19 protein-coding genes and 1 tRNA gene are annotated in these 18195 nt (G+C 59.5%); 9 read left to right on the top strand and 11 right to left on the bottom strand.

The window, feature by feature from the left end:
- Positions 1-12: 12 nt before the first annotated feature.
- Both KVG91_RS14905 and KVG91_RS14900 read right to left on the bottom strand, forming a co-directional pair.
- Positions 13-1038 carry a DNA cytosine methyltransferase gene (locus tag KVG91_RS14905; RefSeq protein ID WP_169375855.1) on the bottom strand — a complete coding sequence of 342 codons (1026 nt, stop codon included), beginning with the start codon at positions 1036-1038 and terminating at the stop codon, positions 13-15.
- 154 nt (positions 1039-1192) lie between these two features.
- A complete protein-coding gene (locus KVG91_RS14900; protein WP_225926974.1) occupies positions 1193-1564 on the bottom strand; it encodes a hypothetical protein in 372 nt (123 codons plus the stop codon).
- A 242-nt stretch (positions 1565-1806) separates the two neighbouring features.
- Here KVG91_RS14900 and KVG91_RS14895 point away from each other — a divergent pair, with 242 nt between their 5' ends.
- From KVG91_RS14895 to KVG91_RS14880, 4 genes are all read left to right on the top strand, one after another.
- Positions 1807-3102, top strand: coding sequence for a murein hydrolase activator EnvC family protein (locus KVG91_RS14895; RefSeq protein WP_169375854.1), 1296 nt, complete (start codon positions 1807-1809; stop codon positions 3100-3102).
- Between the two features lie 30 nt (positions 3103-3132).
- Positions 3133-4461: a S41 family peptidase gene (locus KVG91_RS14890; protein ID WP_169375853.1), complete on the top strand. Its 1329-nt coding sequence runs from the start codon at positions 3133-3135 to the stop codon at positions 4459-4461.
- Between the two features lies 1 nt (position 4462).
- Entirely contained in the window at positions 4463-5248 is a 786-nt protein-coding gene (locus KVG91_RS14885) for a divergent polysaccharide deacetylase family protein (RefSeq protein ID WP_169375852.1), read from the top strand.
- A gap of 63 nt (positions 5249-5311) precedes the next feature.
- Complete coding sequence (locus tag KVG91_RS14880; RefSeq protein WP_169375851.1) at positions 5312-6607, top strand: Vps62-related protein; 1296 nt, start codon at positions 5312-5314, stop codon at positions 6605-6607.
- Here the strand turns inward: KVG91_RS14880 and KVG91_RS14875 are convergent.
- The 8 genes from KVG91_RS14875 to KVG91_RS14840 all read right to left on the bottom strand — a co-directional run bounded on the left by KVG91_RS14875 (position 6560) and on the right by KVG91_RS14840 (position 12872).
- On the bottom strand, positions 6560-7315 hold the full coding sequence (locus KVG91_RS14875; RefSeq protein WP_169375850.1) for a substrate-binding periplasmic protein: 756 nt from the start codon (positions 7313-7315) through the stop codon (positions 6560-6562). The two genes, KVG91_RS14880 and KVG91_RS14875, sit on opposite strands and share 48 nt — an antisense overlap.
- A 65-nt stretch (positions 7316-7380) precedes the next feature.
- Positions 7381-8151, bottom strand: a complete 771-nt coding sequence (gene hisF, locus KVG91_RS14870; RefSeq protein WP_003171107.1) for an imidazole glycerol phosphate synthase subunit HisF — start codon at positions 8149-8151, stop codon at positions 7381-7383.
- A gap of 9 nt (positions 8152-8160) precedes the next feature.
- Positions 8161-8898, bottom strand: a complete 738-nt coding sequence (gene hisA / locus KVG91_RS14865) for a 1-(5-phosphoribosyl)-5-[(5-phosphoribosylamino)methylideneamino]imidazole-4-carboxamide isomerase (RefSeq protein WP_057025453.1) — start codon at positions 8896-8898, stop codon at positions 8161-8163.
- A 39-nt stretch (positions 8899-8937) separates the two neighbouring features.
- Positions 8938-9195, bottom strand: coding sequence for a DUF2164 domain-containing protein (locus tag KVG91_RS14860; RefSeq protein ID WP_169375849.1), 258 nt, complete (start codon positions 9193-9195; stop codon positions 8938-8940).
- Complete coding sequence (hisH, locus tag KVG91_RS14855; protein WP_169375848.1) at positions 9195-9833, bottom strand: imidazole glycerol phosphate synthase subunit HisH; 639 nt, start codon at positions 9831-9833, stop codon at positions 9195-9197. The genes KVG91_RS14860 and hisH overlap by 1 nt, the downstream gene beginning before the upstream one ends.
- The gene (gene hisB / locus KVG91_RS14850; RefSeq protein ID WP_003237513.1) at positions 9833-10426 is read right to left on the bottom strand and encodes an imidazoleglycerol-phosphate dehydratase HisB; all 594 of its coding nucleotides are present in this window, start codon (positions 10424-10426) and stop codon (positions 9833-9835) included. Before hisB ends, hisH begins: the two co-directional genes overlap by 1 nt.
- Before the next feature lie 458 nt (positions 10427-10884).
- Entirely contained in the window at positions 10885-12546 is a 1662-nt protein-coding gene (locus tag KVG91_RS14845; protein ID WP_169377239.1) for an OFA family MFS transporter, read from the bottom strand.
- Positions 12547-12578: 32 nt separating this feature from the next.
- Positions 12579-12872 carry a hypothetical protein gene (locus tag KVG91_RS14840; protein WP_169377238.1) on the bottom strand — a complete coding sequence of 98 codons (294 nt, stop codon included), beginning with the start codon at positions 12870-12872 and terminating at the stop codon, positions 12579-12581.
- On the opposite strand from KVG91_RS14840, the gene KVG91_RS14835 reads away from it, so the two are divergent.
- The 4 genes from KVG91_RS14835 to KVG91_RS14820 all read left to right on the top strand — a co-directional run bounded on the left by KVG91_RS14835 (position 12871) and on the right by KVG91_RS14820 (position 16593).
- Positions 12871-15081 carry an AsmA family protein gene (locus KVG91_RS14835; protein WP_169377237.1) on the top strand — a complete coding sequence of 737 codons (2211 nt, stop codon included), beginning with the start codon at positions 12871-12873 and terminating at the stop codon, positions 15079-15081. The genes KVG91_RS14840 and KVG91_RS14835 overlap by 2 nt on opposite strands.
- Positions 15078-16145, top strand: coding sequence for an A/G-specific adenine glycosylase (mutY, locus tag KVG91_RS14830; RefSeq protein WP_217894895.1), 1068 nt, complete (start codon positions 15078-15080; stop codon positions 16143-16145). Before KVG91_RS14835 ends, mutY begins: the two co-directional genes overlap by 4 nt.
- The gene (locus KVG91_RS14825) at positions 16142-16414 is read left to right on the top strand and encodes an oxidative damage protection protein (RefSeq protein WP_076951645.1); all 273 of its coding nucleotides are present in this window, start codon (positions 16142-16144) and stop codon (positions 16412-16414) included. The genes mutY and KVG91_RS14825 overlap by 4 nt, the downstream gene beginning before the upstream one ends.
- Positions 16415-16517: 103 nt before the next feature.
- Positions 16518-16593, top strand: a tRNA-Phe gene (locus KVG91_RS14820).
- Positions 16594-16701: 108 nt separating this feature from the next.
- Here the strand turns inward: KVG91_RS14820 and KVG91_RS14815 are convergent.
- Positions 16702-16863, bottom strand: a complete 162-nt coding sequence (locus KVG91_RS14815; protein WP_169377056.1) for a hypothetical protein — start codon at positions 16861-16863, stop codon at positions 16702-16704.
- A gap of 138 nt (positions 16864-17001) precedes the next feature.
- Here KVG91_RS14815 and KVG91_RS14810 point away from each other — a divergent pair, with 138 nt between their 5' ends.
- A complete protein-coding gene (locus tag KVG91_RS14810; protein WP_169377055.1) occupies positions 17002-18162 on the top strand; it encodes a Fic family protein in 1161 nt (386 codons plus the stop codon).
- Positions 18163-18195 lie beyond the last annotated feature (33 nt).

Genomic DNA, 18195 nt, shown 5'->3' with positions numbered 1-18195 from the left:
GCTTTTATACCTTTAACGATATTCTTGCATGTGAATATTAAGGCTGTGCCCGATTACTTCGCCCAGTATGACGGGTACGGCGTTACCGATCATTCTTCCTACAGCTTTAAAATTTATTTTTTCGGCCGGTAGGAATTCATAATCATCTGGAAATGACTGTAGGGTTGCAGCCTCTCTTAAGGATATAGCTCTATTCTGCTCAGGATGCCCAAACCGTCCATTTCCGAATCCATAACATAAAGTCGTCATTGTAGGGCTGGGCTCAGACCATTTCATACGTCCATATACACTGGCATATGTTTTTCCACTTTCTTTTTTGTGACAGTTGGCTCTCAAAGACTCTGGCCAGTCTCTCCAAGTCCCGCCCTGCGTTGACAGCATTATGCGGGCCATATTGGTAGGGGATAACTTAGCTGCTCGGTGAAGTGGGTCTGATGAGTGGTGTTCCCCGGCGTGGAGTTTTGCATATTTCTTCAGCACCTGCTCAACAGTCACGTGAATATTATGCGTTTTGGGCATTAAACTGATTGGTCCGAACTTTGAAGCCAATAAAACATGGCGTTGTCTTTTTTGAGGCAAGCCGTAGTCGGCACAAGCAACACGCCCCTCCCACACATGATATTTTTGGGCTTTTAGTGAGGCAACAAAATCATGATAGACTTCATGTTTAGTAACGTCAGGAACATTTTCCATCGTTACAAGTTCTGGCTTAACACCTTTTATAAGGCGCTGGAATGCGTATAGCAAAGGCCATTTTCTATCTAGGCTTGCATCTTTTCCCTGATTGTATGTAGAGAAGGGCTGGCACGGCGCGCAACCAGCAAGGAGTTTTATACTTCCTTTTTGATACCAGTTTTTTACTTCTTCAACAGTTACTTCTTGAACGTCCTTATTGATAAAGCTCGCATGATTATTGACCGTATATGCGTGTTCGCAATTAGCGTCATTGTCATAGCCAGCGCGTACATGAATGTTAGCTTTACGCAAGCCCGCTGTTAAGCCTCCCGCGCCGCAAAAAAGGTCAACTGCATCAATCATTAAAAGTCTCCTAGATTTCGACAGTTTACCTTGTTTTGAGGGGCGGATCGAGGGATGAGCAGCCGGATATTTGGGCGACAGCTGTTGACATAGCTACCTAAGCTTGACATTACCTGCCTGGATATTCACCACCACCAGCATCTACGGCTTGGTTTCATAAGCACCGATGAACGCCAGCCGAGCCGTCGCTATAGGCGACACGCCAGATTTCCAGAGGCCCTGTCAACGTATCCAGCGCGAATTTTACGTATCGCTCTCTGGCATCTTGCCGCTTTTCAACGATGTGCCGCAGCGTCATGCGCTGGATCAACACCCTGCCCATAGGTGAATCTATACATACCTGAGGGCATGCCGAATCGGTAATCCCCAAGTTTGAAGCTACGATATCGACCGCATCGGTAATGTCCTTGCCCGCCAACACCTCCTCGAGTGCGCAAGAACGTAGAGCCCGATCAAGGCTACGCAGGTCGGGCAATCCGTAATCGAGCCAGGTTTGCTGGCCTTTTGACTCATGAATACCGGACATTGCCGATCGCGCCAACTGCCTGATTTGAGGGCTCGTGAGTCTATTCTCAGCAGCAAAAACCAGTGCAGGTCGAGCGTTTCAAAGCGTTTCTTCGATAGTATTTAACCTTCAAACCGCCCAATTAAATCGCCCTGAACGGCTTTTTATGACGAACGCCTCAAAGCAGTTGGCTTTGAGGCGTTTTTTTTGCAGCGTGGGCCGGGCATACTAGACCGTCCCTTTCCCTGGTGTCGCCCGCCTCTATGCTTCGCGCCTTGATTACCCTTGCTCTTGTCTGCCTGCTCCAACCGGCGTTTGCCGATGAGCGCGCACAAACCCAACAACAGTTGGACGCTACGCGTCAGGACATTGCCGAGCTGAAGAAGCTGCTGGGCAAGCTCCAGGAAGAAAAGTCCGGGGTGCAGAAAGATCTGCGCGGCACGGAAACCGAAATGGGCAAGCTGGAGAAGCAGGTCCAGGAGCTGCAAAAAGAACTAAAGAAGAGCGAGTCGGAACTGGAGCGACTCGACGCTGAGAAAAAAAAACTCCAGAGCGCACGCGTTGAACAGCAACGCTTGATCGCGATCCAGGCCCGCGCCGCCTACCAGAACGGCCGCCAGGAATACCTCAAGCTGCTGCTCAACCAGCAAAACCCCGAGAAATTCGCGCGCACCCTGACCTACTACGACTACTTGAGCAAGGCGCGCCTGGAGCAGCTTAAAAGCTTCAACGAGACCCTGCGCCAGCTGGTCAACGTCGAGCAGGAAATCGCCAACCAGCAGTCGCAGTTGCAGGACCAGAAAAGCGCCCTCGACACCCAGCGCAACGAATTGGACAAAGTGCGCAAGGAGCGCCAGCTGGCCCTGGCCAAGCTCAATGACGACGTAAAGGCCCGCGACGCCAAGCTGCAGGCCCGCGAGCAGGACCAGGCCGACTTGGCCAAAGTACTCAAGACCATCGAGGAAACCCTGGCGCGCCAGGCACGTGAGGCGGAGGAAGCGCGGCAGAAAGCGCTGATCGCCCAGCAGGAAGCCGAAAAAAAGCGCCAGCGTGAGGCCGAACTGGCAGCCACCTCGGACGCACCGGCACCGCGCAAACCGGCGCATGCAACCCCTGGCCCACTGGTTTCCAGTGCTGGTGAGTCGTTCGGCGGCCCTTTTGCTTCAGCACGCGGCAAACTTCCGTGGCCGGTTGATGGTCGATTACTGGCACGCTTTGGTGAAACCCGTGGCGATGACACCCGCGCCAAGTGGGATGGCGTGATGATCAGCGCCTCCGCCGGCAGCCAGGTGCATGCCGTTCACGGTGGACGCGTGGTGTTTGCCGATTGGCTGCGCGGCGCCGGTTTGCTGGTGATTCTCGACCACGGGAATGGCTATTTGAGCCTTTATGGCCACAATCAGACATTACTCAAGTCGGCAGGTGATGTTGTAAAAGCCGGTGAGTCCATCTCCACTGTCGGTAACAGTGGTGGCCAGGACACCCCGGCGCTGTACTTCGCTATTCGTCAGCAGGGTCGCCCGAGCGATCCCGCACAATGGTGCCGTTCCCAAGGATAGGATCGCATCTACATTAGGAGTTCGTTCGACATGCTGCATTTGTCCCGCCTCACTTCGCTGGCCCTGACGATCGCCCTGGTGATCGGCGCGCCCCTGGCTTTCGCCGATCAGGCCGCCCCGGCTGCACCCGCCGCCACGGCCGCGACCTCTGCCGCGACCACTAGGGCGCCGTTGCCGCTGGACGAGCTGCGCACCTTTGCCGAGGTCATGGACCGGATCAAGGCAGCCTATGTCGAACCCGTGGACGACAAGACCCTGCTGGAAAATGCCATCAAGGGCATGCTCAGCAACCTCGACCCGCACTCCGCCTACCTGGGCCCGGAAGATTTCGCCGAGCTGCAGGAAAGCACCAGCGGTGAATTCGGTGGCCTGGGCATCGAGGTCGGCTCCGAAGACGGCAACATCAAGGTAGTGTCGCCGATCGACGACACGCCAGCGTCCAAGGCCGGTATCCAGGCCGGTGACTTTATCGTCAAGATCAACGGCCAGCCGACCCGTGGCCAGACCATGACCGAAGCCGTCGACAAGATGCGCGGCAAGATCGGGCAGAAGATCACCCTGACCCTGGTGCGCGACGGCGGCAACCCGTTCGACGTGACGCTGACCCGCGCGACCATCGTGGTCAAGAGCGTGAAGAGCCAGTTGCTGGAGGCGGGCTACGGTTACATCCGTATCACCCAGTTCCAGGTCAAGACCGGTGATGAAGTGGCCAAGGCCCTGGCCAAGCTGCGCAAGGACAACGGCAAGAAGCTCAACGGCATCGTGCTCGACCTGCGCAACAACCCGGGCGGCGTGCTGCAGTCGGCGGTGGAAGTGGTCGACCACTTCATCACCAAGGGTCTTATTGTCTACACCAAGGGTCGCATCGCCAATTCCGAGCTGCGCTTCTCCGCCACCGGCAACGACCTTAGCGAGAACGTGCCACTGGCGGTGCTGATCAACGGCGGCAGCGCCTCGGCTTCGGAGATCGTCGCCGGCGCCCTGCAAGACCAGAAACGCGGCGTGCTGATGGGCACCAACAGCTTCGGCAAAGGCTCGGTGCAAACCGTGCTGCCGCTGAACAACGAGCGTGCATTGAAGATCACCACGGCCTTGTACTACACGCCGAACGGCCGATCGATCCAGGCCCAAGGCATCGTGCCCGACATTGAGGTGCGCAAGGCCAAGATCACCAACGAGATCGACAGCGAGTATTACAAAGAGGCGGACTTGCAAGGTCACCTGGGTAATGGCAATGGCGGCGCCGACCAACCGACAGACAGCGGTAAGAAAGCCAAGCCGATGCCCCAGGACGATGACTACCAACTGGCCCAGGCGCTGAGCCTGCTCAAGGGCCTGAGCATCACGCGCAGCCGTTGATATGCGCGTTGCCCTGATCATCGCCTTGCTGTGCAGCCTGGCCGGCGTCGCCCATGCGACCCCGGCCGGCGAGCCGCAAAAAGCCTACCTCACCCTGATCATCGACGACCTCGGGCAAAACCTGCCCCGGGATCGTCGCGTGCTGGCTCTCCCCGGGCCGGTGACCACGGCGATCATGCCCGACACGCCCCACGCCGCCGAGTTTGCCCGCGAAGCGCACAAGGCCGGCAAAATCGTGATCCTGCACATGCCCATGGACCCGGCCACCGGCCCGTTCGCCTGGCACCCCGAACTTTCCATCGAAGAACTCGGCAAGCGCCTCGACGCCGCATTCCAGGCCGTACCCTTCACCGCCGGCATCAACAACCACATGGGCAGCCGCATGACCGCGCAACCGCAGGCCATGGCCTGGTTGATGAGCGAGCTGCAACGACGCAACAAGTTTTTTGTCGACAGCCGCACCAGCGCGCAGACTGTCGCGGCGGCCGAGGCACAGAGGATTGGTCTGGCCCATGTCTCGCGGGATGTGTTCCTCGATGACGAACGCACCGAAGCGGCGATCACCACCCAACTGCAAACCGCAATCAAGCTGGCCCACAAACAGGGCTCCGCGGTGATGATCGGCCACCCCTACCCGCAAACCCTCGCGGTCCTGGAGCGCGAGTTGCCCAAACTCAAGGCCCAGGGCGTCGAGTGGATCGATATCCGGTTGATGATCAGTGTGCGCAGCAACCAGGCGATGGCAGGCCACGGCAAAAACGGCACCTACCTTCCTGCGCGTAAATAGATACAGCCAGGCCATGCGTTCACTGCTCGACAGTTGATGCTCCAATCAACTGGAGCGACTTCCATGAAACCTCTGCAATTCAACGACCTGCTCATCAGCTTTACCAGCGAGTTCCTGCCGCTGTGGAACGACAAGGGAACCCACGCGCACAAGGCCGTCGGCTTCTGGCGGCCGAGCACAACGTCCGATGTACTCAGCCCGTTTTACGCCTTGGGTGATATTGCGGTCGGTCACTATCGCAATATCAATCAAAGCAGGATCGTCGCCGTCGTGAGCGACGCGAACAAGGCCGACGGCACGGCGCTGCGTCCGCCCGTTGACTATCATCTGGTGTGGCACGATGAAGGGACTGGGGCGCATGCCAACTTTTCCATCTGGCGCCCGCTTGCCCCGCAAGGCTACGTCACGATGGGGCTGGTGTGTGGCGTCGGCTACGACAAACCCTCGCGCCATGCCGTGCGCTGTGTGCGAGAAGACCTGATCGTGACGGCGCAAGTGGGCGAGCTGATCTGGAACGACAAAGGCAGCGGTTCGGCCAACGATTTAAGCCTCTGGTCGGTCACGCCGCCCGATGCGCCCGCCGGTGAAGCTTACCTGGCGCCCGGTACCTTCCTTGGCCATGACAGTTATGCCAAGCCAGGCACCGAGACCTACTCGCTACGCCTGGCGCTGACCGCGCAACTGAGCGACCTGCCGCCACCTCCCGCACTCACCGGGCATGAAAGCCCATCCTCTGACAATGAAGACGCCGCCACGCTGCAAGTCTGCGAGCTGCCGTGGTTCTGTGTAAAAGACCCCGAACTGAGCGCAGTCGAACAGCTTCAGGCGTCGCCCACCTATCGACTCGAACGCACGGACCGTCATCGCCTCGCCGGTTTCGGACACAACACCGGGTCGACCCCTCAGCCGTTCATGTGGACGGCCGACAAGGGCGAACTGGGCGGTAACGCCAGGGCCTTGGCATTCAACACCAGCGTCGACTTGAGCAAAGAGTGGCCTGCGCATCCACAGGCGTTTGAGATGATTTTTTCGGCGCAGCTGGGTCGTGAATTCACGCACACCCAACGCTCCGCGAAAGGCTGGAGTCATTCCTCGCCCCTGGAAATTATCACGTATGTCCCGCCGAGGAAGGCCGTCGCTGCTTACCTGTTGCACAGTGAATACTGCCTGCTGCGTCAGGATGGCAGCCAGGTTTCAGCGACCGTCAGCTACGCCAATGGCGATCACGTTTATATGAGCGAGTCTCCCGACGCCGAGCCGCTGCCGGATGAGGCAATTGCAACGGTAGAAGCCCCTCAAGCGGAGCCGGATCTAGAGGTAACGGGCCATGATTTGATCGACAACACCCTCATCCCGTAACTGATCGAGGGCCGCTTGCAGCCTGGCCACCACGTCATCCGGCACCTCTTTGTTCAGCGCCAGATAAAGCTGGGCGCTGTTAAAGCGCAACACCGTCCTGAGTTGGGTCACCCCGACCTGGCGGGCCAGGTAACGGCCCGCCGGATCACCGGTGGCCCACAGGTCTATCTGGCCGTCCACCAGCTTTTGCGCGTTGTCCTGATCGCGCAGCGCAACGATCGGGTTGAGCCCCTGTTTCTCCAGGGTCTGGGCAATGGCATCACCTCTGTAGGCGCCGATCCTGTAGCGCCGGGCGTGCTCAAGATCGGCCAACTGGATCTTGCTGTCGGCCTTGGCCAGCAACACCCAATCATCCGGGCCCAGGGGGCCGACCCATTTGAACAGCGCTTCGCGATCAGGCAGGCGCGCCATCACGAACACACCGTAGCCAGGTTTTTCCAAGGCGAGTTTGTAGATTCGCTCCCAAGGGAAACGCAGGGTCAGGTTGTAGGAGATGCCGGCACGCTTGAAGGTCTCGCGCACGATGTCTGCGGCGATGCCTTCGATGTTCTCGTCCTTGGCGAAGTTCTTGCCGTTTTTCGCCATGTTGTAAGGCGGAAAGTTTTCCGTCAGCAGCACCAGGGAGGCGCCGGACGATCCATCGGCGTGGGCCGGGGCTGTCAAAAGGAGGGACGTACTGGCGAGGGCGAGCAGCAGGTGCTTGAACATGAAAGTTACCGGGATCCATGGCAAGCGCAGAGAGTGCCGCGCACTTGCCATGCTGTCCAGCCCCTTCAGCGCACGACGATACCGCGCGCCGCCATGTACGCCTTGGCCTCGGGAACCGTGTATTCGCCGAAGTGAAAAATACTCGCCGCCAGCACCGCACTGGCGTGGCCTTCGATCACGCCGTCGGCCAAGTGTTGCAGGTTGCCGACACCCCCGGACGCAATCACCGGAATGCCCAGCGCATCACTGATGGCACGGGTTACGCCCAGGTCGAAGCCGTTTTTCATGCCGTCCTGGTCCATGCTGGTCAGCAGGATTTCACCGGCGCCCAGGCCTTCCATCTTCATCGCCCACTCTACCGCGTCCAGGCCGGTCGGCTTGCGCCCGCCGTGGGTGAAGATCTCCCAGCGTGGGGTTTCGCCGGGGCCGGAAACTTTCTTGGCGTCGATGGCGACCACGATGCATTGCGAGCCGAAGTGCTGCGCGGCTTCACCGACGAACTCCGGGTTGAACACCGCCGCCGTGTTGATCGAGACCTTATCCGCGCCGGCATTGAGCAGGTTGCGGATGTCTTGCACGGTGCGTACGCCACCGCCCACGGTCAGCGGGATGAACACCTGGCTGGCCATGCGCTCGACGGTATGCAAGGTAGTGTCGCGGCCGTCGACGCTGGCGGTGATGTCGAGAAAGGTAATCTCGTCGGCGCCCTGCTCGTCGTAGCGACGGGCGATTTCCACCGGGTCGCCGGCGTCACGGATGTTCTCGAACTTGACGCCCTTGACCACGCGACCGTTGTCGACGTCCAGGCAAGGGATGATGCGTTTGGCCAGCGCCATGGTCAGTCCTCAGCCGTTGTAGGCATCGCAGTAAGCCTGGGCTTCGGCGACGTCCAGGGTACCTTCGTAGATCGCGCGGCCGGTGATGGCGCCGATGATGCCGGGGGCCTTGGCGTCCAGCAGCGACTTGATGTCGCCCAGGTTGTGAATGCCGCCGGAAGCGATCACCGGAATCTTCGTCGCAGCGGCCAGCGCGGCGGTGAACGGCACATTGCAGCCCTGCATCATGCCGTCTTTGGCGATGTCGGTATAAACGATGGCGGACACCCCGTCCGCTTCGAACTGCTTGGCCAGGTCAATCACCTGCACGGTGCTGATCTCGGCCCAGCCGTCGGTGGCGACGAAGCCGTCCTTGGCATCCAGGCCGACGATCACTTTGCCTGGGAACGCACGGCAGGCTTGGGCAACGAAGGCTGGGTCTTTCACGGCCTTGGTGCCGATGATCACGTAGCTCACACCCGCTTTGACGTAGTGTTCGATGGTTTCCAGGGAACGGATACCGCCGCCGATCTGGATCGGCAGGTTCGGGTAGCGCTTGGCGATGGCGGTAACGACTTCGCCATTGACCGGCTGGCCTTCGAAAGCGCCGTTCAAGTCCACCAGATGCAGACGACGGCAGCCCCCTTCCACCCATTTGGCAGCCATGCTCACCGGGTCGTCGGAGAACACGGTGGAATCTTCCATGCGGCCTTGGCGCAGACGGACGCAGGCGCCGTCCTTGAGATCGATAGCGGGGATAATCAGCATCTGGCAAACCTTATTCGATATTCAGCAATGCTTGGGAAATCAGGGTTTCTCAAGCGACCACAGGTCGCTTTCGATGCTTTCGAACCTTTCTTTGAGGAGCGTCTGCGTATCGAAAATCGCCCTGTTGTAATAGTGCGGCGCCACTTCGGTGGTGAACAGCTCGAGAATCTCGGCGACCTCGAACGAGCCCAGCTTGAGCTCGAAGCGGTCTTCCATGAACAGCTTGATCTTGTGGGTGGCCTCACGCTCCTGGTCGGGCGTGAGGTTCAAGATCGGCGGCTTCGTTTTCTTGGCCATTACCAACGACCGTCCCACGCGGCGAAGTTCTGCAGCAATTGCAGGCCATGGGTATGGCTCTTCTCCGGGTGGAACTGCACCGCAAACCGCGAACCGTCAGCCAAGGCCGCGGCGAAGTCGACGCCGTAGTGACCGCCACCCACCACCTGGTCCGGTAGACCTGCGGCGATGTAGTAGCTGTGCACAAAATAGAAACGCGCCATGTCCGGCACTTCGTGCCACAGCGGGTGATCCACGCGCTGGCTCACTTCGTTCCAGCCCATGTGCGGGACTTTCAAGTGGGCGCCGTCTTCATGCAGGTCCTTGCCGAAGAACTTCACTTGGCCGGGGAACAGGCCGATGCAGTCAACGCCGTCGTTCTCTTCACTGCTGTCGAGCAAGGCTTGCATGCCCACGCAGATGCCGAGGAACGGGCGGTCCTGGCTGACTTCGCGCACCAGGCTGTCAAAGCCCAGGCGGCGGATCTCGGCCATGCAGTCGCGAATCGCGCCCACGCCGGGAAACACGACCCGGTCGGCTTCGCGAATCACGTTGGCATCGCTGGTGATCAGCACCTTGCCGGCACCTACGTGCTCGAGGGCCTTGGCCACCGAGTGCAGGTTACCCATGCCGTAATCGATAACCGCGACCGTCTGCATTACAGGACGCCCTTGGTCGACGGCATTTGCCCGGCCATGCGGTCGTCCAGCTCGACGGCCATGCGCAGCGCGCGGCCGAATGCCTTGAACACGGTTTCGATCTGGTGGTGGGTGTTGGTGCCGCGCAGGTTGTCGATGTGCAGGCTGACCAGTGCGTGGTTGACGAACCCTTGGAAGAATTCCTGGAACAGGTCGACATCGAAGCCGCCCACGGTGGCGCGGGTGTAGGGCACGTGCATCTGCAGGCCCGGGCGGCCGGAGAAGTCGATGACTACGCGCGACAGCGCTTCGTCCAGCGGCACATAGGCGTGGCCGTAGCGACGGATACCTTTTTTGTCGCCGATGGCCTTGGCAAAGGCCTGGCCGAGGGTGATGCCTACGTCTTCCACCGTGTGGTGGTCGTCGATATGCAGGTCGCCCTTGCTGACGATATCCAGGTCGATCAGCCCGTGACGGGCGATCTGGTCCAGCATGTGCTCAAGAAAAGGTACACCGATATCGAATCGGGCCTTTCCGGTGCCATCCAGGTTGATCGAGGCTTTGATCTGGGTTTCCAGAGTGTCGCGCTCGACGGACGCCATACGTTCGACCATCACCAGCTCCGCAAATCATTGGGCGAAAAAGGCAGCCATTATAGGGGCGCGGGCGCTAAACAGAAACATCGGAGGGGATAAGACTGATGGAGTGTCGGAGATAGACATGTGCATACAAGCCAAAGCCAGCTTACAGCGCATGGGAGCCGGGCTTGCCCGCGATGGCATCACCTCGGTGTGTCTGAATGACCGAGGTGCCTGCATCGCAGCATAGGTATCTACACATTTGTAGTGAGCGGGCTTGTCCCGCGCTGGGTGACGAAGCCGCCCTAATACAGTCACCACCGGTTTACAGAAAAACCGAGTTGCCTGGTTTGGGGCGGCTTCGCCACCCAGCGCGGGACAAGCCCGCTCACTACAGGGAGATTTGTCAGCCTTTGAAAATTGTGTAGATACCTATGTGCATCGCAGGCAAGCCAGCTCCCACAGGAAGCGGGCCCACCAGCGTCTTGCGGTGTTTAGTGGAACAACACCGCCGTCTTCTGCAGGGTCACCCACACACCCCACGCCAACGGAATACCCACCACCAGCCAGGCTGCGATCGCCAACGGCACGGTGCCGGAGGCTGCTTTCCACTCCAGGGAAGTGGTCGCATCCGCACCTTTGTCATGGCCCAGCGCCTGTTCGGCGGCAAGTTCCGCGTCGGTCATGAAGTACTTGTCGGCCACTGGGCGAACCAGCAGGTTGCAGATGAAACCCAGCACCAGCAAACCGGCGAGGATATACAACGTGATGTCGTAGGCGGCAGCGCGTTCAACGCCGATGCTCAGCTGATATTCACGCAGGTAGTTCACCAGCACCGGGCCCAATACGCCCGCGGCAGCCCAAGCCGTCAGCAAGCGACCATGGATCGCGCCGACCATCTGCGTACCGAACAGATCCGCCAGGTAGGCCGGAACGGTCGCAAACCCACCGCCGTACATCGACAGGATGATGCAGAACGCCGCCACGAACAGCGCGACGTTACCCAGGTGGCCCAGGTTCGGGATCAGCGCGTACAGGGCAAAGCCCAGGGCGAAGAACACGAAGTAGGTGTTTTTACGGCCCAGGTAGTCGGAGAACGACGCCCAGAAGAAGCGGCCACCGATGTTGAACAAACTCAACAGACCGGTGAAACCTGCCGCGATGGCCGCGATGGACGCTAATTGCCCCGCGTCCAGCTGGCCGAACGGCACGTCCACGCCCAGCAGCTTGCCGCCAAACACTTCCTGCAGCAGTGGCGAAGCCATGCCGAGGATGCCGATGCCAGCGGATACGTTCAGGCACAGCACCAGCCACACCAGGCGGAACTGCGGGGTTTTCCACGCTACGTTCACGTGCACGTGACGGTGGGTGATCATCGCATTGCTGGCTTTTTTCGCCGGCGCGGTCCAGCCCTCAGGCTTCCAGCCGGTCGGTGGAACGCGATAGGACAGCGCGCCGCCGATCATGAACACGAAGTAGATCGCGGCCATCACCAGGAAGCTCTGCCAGACGCCCACGCTGGTCGGCGACGCAAAGTGCCCCATCAGCGCTGCGGCCAGGGGTGCACCGACCATCGCGCCGCCGCCGAAGCCCATGATCGCCATGCCGGTGGCCATGCCGCGCTTGTCCGGGAACCACTTGATCAGGGTCGACACGGGCGAGATATAACCCAGGCCCAGGCCGATACCGCCGATGACCCCGGAGCCGATCCACATCAACCAGATCTGGTGGGTATAGATACCCAGCGACGAGATCAGCAGGCCGCCGCACCAGCACAGCGCCGACACAACGCCGGCCTTGCGTGGCCCGGCATGTTCCAGCCAGCCGCCCCAGATCGCCGCCGAGCAGCCCAGGAAGATGAAAAACAGGGTGTAGATCCAGCCCAGCATGGAGATGGGCCAGTCGCATTGGGACGAGAAGACCTGGGCGATAAAGCTCATGTCCGGCGCGCACGCGACCGGTTTGGTGATGCCCAGCGCCTTGGACAGCGGCAGCCAGAACACCGAGAAACCGTAGGCCATGCCGATGCACAAGTGGATCGCCAGGGCGGCCGGTGGAACCAGCCAGCGGTTGAAGCCGGGCTTGGCGATAATGCGCTCCTTGGACAGGAACGCAGGCTTTACGGCAGTTGAAGCTGCCGCAGTGCTAGTGCTCATTGGTGTTTCCCCCAGTTGTTAGTATGTGTCCGTCAGGCGCGCTCTCCCTCGGCCTTGCACGCAAAGCGTGGCCGTTTTTGTTGAGTGAAGCTCCATTTACGCGCGACGATACGTCGCAGAAGGCGAACGAACGGGGCGAAGATTAGCATCAGTGAGTGACAGAAAAACCAAAATGACATCATCTTTTTGCGATTTTTGTTTTTCTGGCGCCAGAATCCCGTGCCCCTGCCTGCGGATACAATGTAACGATCGGTGAACTGACGCAGGCCGTCGGGCGTTATACTCTGCGGCTGAATTTTCAAATCGACATACAAGGACTCGCCCATGAAAGCGTTCGGCAAAATCCTGGGTCTGGTACTCCTCGGGCTGTTGCTGATCATTGTGGCTCTAGGCTTTGCCCTGACCCATCTCTTCGATCCCAACGATTACAAAGACGAGATTCGCCAGATTGCCCGCGACAAGGCCCACATCGAGCTGACGCTCAACGGCGATATCGGCTGGAGCCTGTTCCCCTGGCTCGGCCTTGAACTGCACGACGCCAGCGTGGCAACCCTGACCAACCCGACTCAACCTTTCGCTGACTTGCAGATGCTCGGCCTGTCGGTGCGCGTGCTGCCGCTGCTGCGCCGCGAAGTGCAGATGAGCGATGTGCGTGTCGAGGGCCTGAACCTGCGCCTCAACCGCGACAAGCAAGGCCATGGCAACTGGGAAGACATCGGCAAGAACGCCCCGGTGGCGGGCGCTGACACCCCTGCCCCGTCAGCACCTGCGCCCGAGGCCAAACCGGAGAAGCCGACCCAGCCGATCCGCCTGGACATCGACAGCCTGACGGTCAACAACGCCCGCATCGAATACAACGATGAGCAGACCGGCAAGCAGTTCAGCGCCGAGAGTATCCAGCTCAGTACCGGCGCCGTGCATGAAGGTGCCAGCATTCCGGTGAAACTCACCGCTTTCTTCGGCAGCAACCAGCCGGTGATGCGGGTCAAGACCGAGCTCAACGGCAACCTGCGCATCCAGCGTGCGCTCAAGCGCTACCAGCTTGAAGACCTGAAAGTCACCGGCGAAGCCACAGGCGAGCCGCTGCAAGGCAAGACCGTGACCTTTTCGACCCAGGGCCAACTCCTCGTCGACCAGGCGGCCAACATCGCCGAATGGACCAACATGAAGCTGTCGGCCAACCAACTGCGCGCCCTGGGCGAGCTGAAGGTCAACGACCTGGACAAGACCCCGCAACTGAGCGGCGCCCTGTCCATCGCCCAGTTCGACCTGGCCAAGTTCCTCGACAGTGTCGGCCACCCGTTGCCGCCGATGGCCGAGGGCAGCCTGAGCAAGGTCGAACTGGTCAGCCGCCTCAAGGGCACACCGAGCAGCGTGGCGCTGGAAGACCTGAACCTGAAACTCGACGGCAGCACCTTCACCGGTCGCGTGGCCGTCGACGATTTCGCCAAGCAATCGCTGCGCGTTCAGCTCAAGGCCGACACCTTCAACGCCGACAATTACCTGCCGGCAAAGTCTGAATCCGCCAAAGGCGCGACCGCCGCCCGCCAGGCCGAAGTGCAGAACAGCGAAGCCGGGGCCATGGCTGCCGGCGGCACCACACCGCTGCCCGACGCCCCCACCAAAGGCGCCTGGAGCACCGACAAGTTGCTGCCGCTGACCCGCCTGCGCACGCTGGATGTGGATGCCGACCTCGCGTTCGGCCAACTGACCCTGAGCCAACTGCCGATCCAGAACGCGGCGCTCAAGGCTTCCGGCATCGATGGCCAGCTCAAGCTCGACACCCTCAGCGGCGGCCTCTACAACGGCACGTTCCAGGCCAACGGCAGCCTTGACGTGCGCCAGGATATTCCGCTGCTGGCGCTGCAAAGCCGCATCAAGCAAGTGCCGATCGAACGCATCCTGCAAGCCCAGGGGCAGAACCCTCCGGTAAAAGGCCAGGTCACCCTCGACAGCAACCTCACGGGCCGCGGCAATAGCCAGAAAGCGCTGATCGACAGCCTCAACGGCACCGCCAGTTTCGTGATCAATAATGGTGTATTGCTCAACGCCAACCTTGAACAGCAACTGTGCACCGGCATCGCCCTGCTCAACCGCAAGACCCTGGCCAACGAGCCACGGGCCAAGGACACCCCCTTCCAGGAACTCAAGGGCAACCTGACCTTGCGTAACGGCGTGGCCAGCAACCCGGACCTGAAAGTGCGCATTCCGGGCCTCGCGGTCAACGGCAACGGTGACATCGACTTGCGTGTACTGGGCATGGACTATCGCGTCGGCATCATCGTCGAAGGCGACCAGCGCGAAGTGCCGGACCCGGCCTGTGAAGTAGGCTCCAATTTCCAGGGCATCGAAGTACCGCTGCGCTGCCGTGGCCCGCTGGAACTGGGCGCCAAGGCGTGCCGCCTGGACAAGGACGGCCTGGGCCAGGTCGCGATCAAGGCTGCCGGCAACCGCCTCAACGAGAAGCTGGAAGAGAAACTCGACAAGGTCAATCCGAAGCTCAAAGACGCACTGAAAGGCCTGTTCAACCGATGAGAAACGAGCAATTTTCAGAGGCGGTGCTTACCTGGTACGACCGCCACGGTCGCCATGACCTGCCCTGGCAACAGGGCATCACGCCTTACCGGGTGTGGGTCTCGGAAATCATGCTGCAACAGACTCAGGTGAGCACCGTGCTCAATTACTTCGACCGGTTCATGGCCTCGCTGCCGACGGTCGAAGCCCTGGCCGCCGCGCCGGAAGATGAAGTGCTGCATTTGTGGACCGGCCTGGGTTACTACACCCGGGCGCGCAACCTGCAAAAGACCGCCAAGATTATCGTGGCCGAGTACGGCGGCGAGTTTCCCAAGGATGTCGAGAAACTCACCGAGCTGCCCGGCATAGGCCTGTCCACCGCCGGTGCGATCGCCAGCCTGAGCATGGGTCTGCGCGCGCCGATCCTCGACGGCAACGTCAAGCGCGTACTGGCCCGCTTTACCGCGCAGGAGGGCTACCCGGGCGAACCCAAGGTGGCCAAGCAGCTGTGGGCCACCGCGGAACGCTTCACGCCCCATGATCGCGTCAACGCCTACACCCAGGCGATGATGGACATGGGCGCCACCCTCTGCACCCGCAGCAAACCCAGCTGCCTGCTGTGCCCGCTGGGAAAAGGCTGCGAAGCCCACATGCTCGGCCTGGAGACGCGCTACCCGATCCCCAAGCCACGCAAGACCATCCCACAGAAGCGCACGCTGATGCCGCTGCTGGCCAATGCCGAAGGCGCGATTCTGCTTTATCGCCGCCCTTCGACGGGCCTGTGGGGCGGTTTGTGGAGCTTGCCGGAACTGGACGACCTGACAGACCTCGAACACTTGGCCCACCAGCACGCGCTGGCACTGGGCAAGCAACAGGAACTGCCGGGGCTGATCCACACCTTCAGCCACTTTCAGTTGGCCATCGAACCCTGGTTGGTCCAGGTCGAGGAATCCGCCCATCACGTGGCCGAGGCCGACTGGCTCTGGTATAACCTCGCCACCCCGCCGCGCCTGGGCCTTGCCGCCCCGGTCAAGAAACTGCTCAAGCGCGCGGCCGACGTATTGAATGCAGGAGTGTCGTCATGACCCGCACCGTAATGTGCCGCAAGTACAAAGAAGAACTGTCCGGATTGGAAAAAGCGCCGTTTCCGGGCGCCAAAGGCCAGGACATTTACGACAATGTCTCCGCCAAGGCGTGGGGCGACTGGCAAAAACACCAGACCCTGCTGATCAACGAAAAACGCCTGAACATGATGAACGCCGAAGACCGCAAATACCTGCAGGGCGAGATGGACAAGTTCTTTTCCGGCGAAGATTACGCCAAGGCCGACGGCTACGTGCCGCCTGCTCAATAATTGAGCAAAAACCAGGATCGGCACGTAAGCGACGGTAATAATTAAATATTTTTTGAAAACTTGCTTGACGACCCCCTGAAAAACCCGTTTAATGCGCCCCGTTGCCCAGATAGCTCAGTCGGTAGAGCAGGGGATTGAAAATCCCCGTGTCGGCGGTTCGATTCCGTCTCTGGGCACCACTAATACCGAAACCCCTGATTCCGCAAGGTCTCAGGGGTTTTTTCGTTTCCGACCTCCAAGTGGCGATCACCGCCTTCGAATCGATCCGCGCTACCCGCTAACCGGCGCTACGGCCGATAAAGCGGGAATACTTCCATCAGCGGCGGTATCTCCTGGCCTATCACTGCTGCGCTGTCAGAGGGGTTGCTCGGCTCGGGAATATTCCTGGCGAAGTGAAAGATGATGGTCTGGCCGGTGGCGCCCTCCTTAAAGACTGAATGCAGTTTCATTTGAGATGCTTTTGACTTATCTGAACGGCTATTTTGAGATAGTGTAGGCCCTGAATAGTCCCTCAATGCCCAATTTACGGGCATTAGAGCACCCTCTATTTGAGATAATCAAAAAATCGCTTAGAGATATTTTTCGACATGGCCGAGTTCTTTCACCACGATCTGGAGCTTTTGAACCCCTCATTCGACTCGGGCCTGGTTGATATCCTGAGCGAGCTGGAACACCTGCGCCGCCTTCAGCTAGGCGGCGATACGCCACCGGCTGTTTTCCTCCAGCTAAAAGAGCTTTTTCATACACTGGAAAGCCTGGGCTCCGCTCGTATTGAAGGCAACCATACAACGCTTGCCGACTACATCGAAAGCAAGGTTGACGGAACAGCAGAGGGGTCTGATCAGTTGCGAGAAATCGCGAATATCGAAAAAGCCATGGACTACGTTGAAAGCATCGTACAGCCAGGCGAGGACCTCACCGAATTTGCCATTCGAGAGCTTCACTCCATCACCGTTCAAGGCCTTCAACGCGAGGGTGACCGTACGCCAGGGGCTTATCGCGAGTCGGGCGTGCGTATTGCGCAGTCAGTCCACCTGCCGCCTGATGCAGTGATGGTGCCGGCCTACATGCAGGAGCTGGTCGCCTTTGTGAACAAACAAGATGCGCCTAAATATGATTTGATGAAGGTCGCCCTGGCCCATCATCGATTCGGTTGGATCCATCCATTCGGCAACGGCAACGGTCGTGTGGTACGCCTTCTAACCTATGCCCTGCTGATGAAATACGGCTTCAATGTCAGTACAGGGGGCCGGGTACTCAACCCCACGGCAGTGTTCTGCATTGATCGTGAAAAATATTATGCAATGCTTTCCACTGCTGATACGGGCACCAAAGAAGGCCTTGAAGCCTGGTGCACGTATGTCCTCGCAGGCATCAGGGATGAACTGGAAAAAGTGAACCGGCTTACCGACTACGACTACTTGACCAGGCATATCCTCGTCCCGACCGTCTCATTGGCGAGGGAGCGCGAATGGATAACACCCCTGGAAGAGAAAATCCTGACGACGGTTATTCACCTGAAAGTAGTCAAATCAAGCGATATCGCCGACGTCCTGCCAAAGCTGTCCGCACCACAGAGAACCTACCAGATCAAAAAACTGGTCGATCAAGGCATGCTGCTTCCCATCAGTACAGGTGCGCGGCAATACACGATTGGATTCTCAAACAACTACCTGATCAGAGGCGTGATCAAGTCACTGCGCGACGAGGGCTTTATCCCTGAGCAACTGGATAAGCCCTACCTATGACGAGAGCGTTCCACTGACATACCGCTCTGACTT

The sequence above is a fragment of the Pseudomonas azadiae genome, from assembly GCF_019145355.1.
Taxonomy (GTDB): domain Bacteria; phylum Pseudomonadota; class Gammaproteobacteria; order Pseudomonadales; family Pseudomonadaceae; genus Aquipseudomonas; species Aquipseudomonas azadiae.
Note: the sequence above shows the minus strand (reverse complement) of the source record. Positions and strands in the feature narration are given on the sequence as shown.

Bases quoted from the DNA above. Each gene is read 5' to 3' on its own strand.
- hisA (WP_057025453.1), bottom strand. From the start codon at position 8,898: ATGCTGATTATCCCCGCTATCGATCTCAAGGACGGCGCCTGCGTCCGT.
- KVG91_RS14825 (WP_076951645.1), top strand. From the start codon at position 16,142: ATGACCCGCACCGTAATGTGCCGCAAGTACAAAGAAGAACTGTCCGGA.
- KVG91_RS14895 (WP_169375854.1), top strand. From the start codon at position 1,807: ATGCTTCGCGCCTTGATTACCCTTGCTCTTGTCTGCCTGCTCCAACCG.
- KVG91_RS14860 (WP_169375849.1), bottom strand. From the start codon at position 9,195: ATGGCCAAGAAAACGAAGCCGCCGATCTTGAACCTCACGCCCGACCAG.
- KVG91_RS14840 (WP_169377238.1), bottom strand. From the start codon at position 12,872: ATGGGCGAGTCCTTGTATGTCGATTTGAAAATTCAGCCGCAGAGTATA.
- KVG91_RS14885 (WP_169375852.1), top strand. From the start codon at position 4,463: ATGCGCGTTGCCCTGATCATCGCCTTGCTGTGCAGCCTGGCCGGCGTC.
- hisF (WP_003171107.1), bottom strand. From the start codon at position 8,151: ATGGCGCTGGCCAAACGCATCATCCCTTGCCTGGACGTCGACAACGGT.
- KVG91_RS14835 (WP_169377237.1), top strand. From the start codon at position 12,871: ATGAAAGCGTTCGGCAAAATCCTGGGTCTGGTACTCCTCGGGCTGTTG.
- KVG91_RS14845 (WP_169377239.1), bottom strand. From the start codon at position 12,546: ATGAGCACTAGCACTGCGGCAGCTTCAACTGCCGTAAAGCCTGCGTTC.
- KVG91_RS14815 (WP_169377056.1), bottom strand. From the start codon at position 16,863: ATGAAACTGCATTCAGTCTTTAAGGAGGGCGCCACCGGCCAGACCATC.
- KVG91_RS14875 (WP_169375850.1), bottom strand. From the start codon at position 7,315: ATGTTCAAGCACCTGCTGCTCGCCCTCGCCAGTACGTCCCTCCTTTTG.
- mutY (WP_217894895.1), top strand. From the start codon at position 15,078: ATGAGAAACGAGCAATTTTCAGAGGCGGTGCTTACCTGGTACGACCGC.
- KVG91_RS14880 (WP_169375851.1), top strand. From the start codon at position 5,312: ATGAAACCTCTGCAATTCAACGACCTGCTCATCAGCTTTACCAGCGAG.
- KVG91_RS14905 (WP_169375855.1), bottom strand. From the start codon at position 1,038: ATGATTGATGCAGTTGACCTTTTTTGCGGCGCGGGAGGCTTAACAGCG.
- KVG91_RS14810 (WP_169377055.1), top strand. From the start codon at position 17,002: ATGGCCGAGTTCTTTCACCACGATCTGGAGCTTTTGAACCCCTCATTC.
- hisH (WP_169375848.1), bottom strand. From the start codon at position 9,833: ATGCAGACGGTCGCGGTTATCGATTACGGCATGGGTAACCTGCACTCG.
- KVG91_RS14900 (WP_225926974.1), bottom strand. From the start codon at position 1,564: ATGTCCGGTATTCATGAGTCAAAAGGCCAGCAAACCTGGCTCGATTAC.
- hisB (WP_003237513.1), bottom strand. From the start codon at position 10,426: ATGGTCGAACGTATGGCGTCCGTCGAGCGCGACACTCTGGAAACCCAG.
- KVG91_RS14890 (WP_169375853.1), top strand. From the start codon at position 3,133: ATGCTGCATTTGTCCCGCCTCACTTCGCTGGCCCTGACGATCGCCCTG.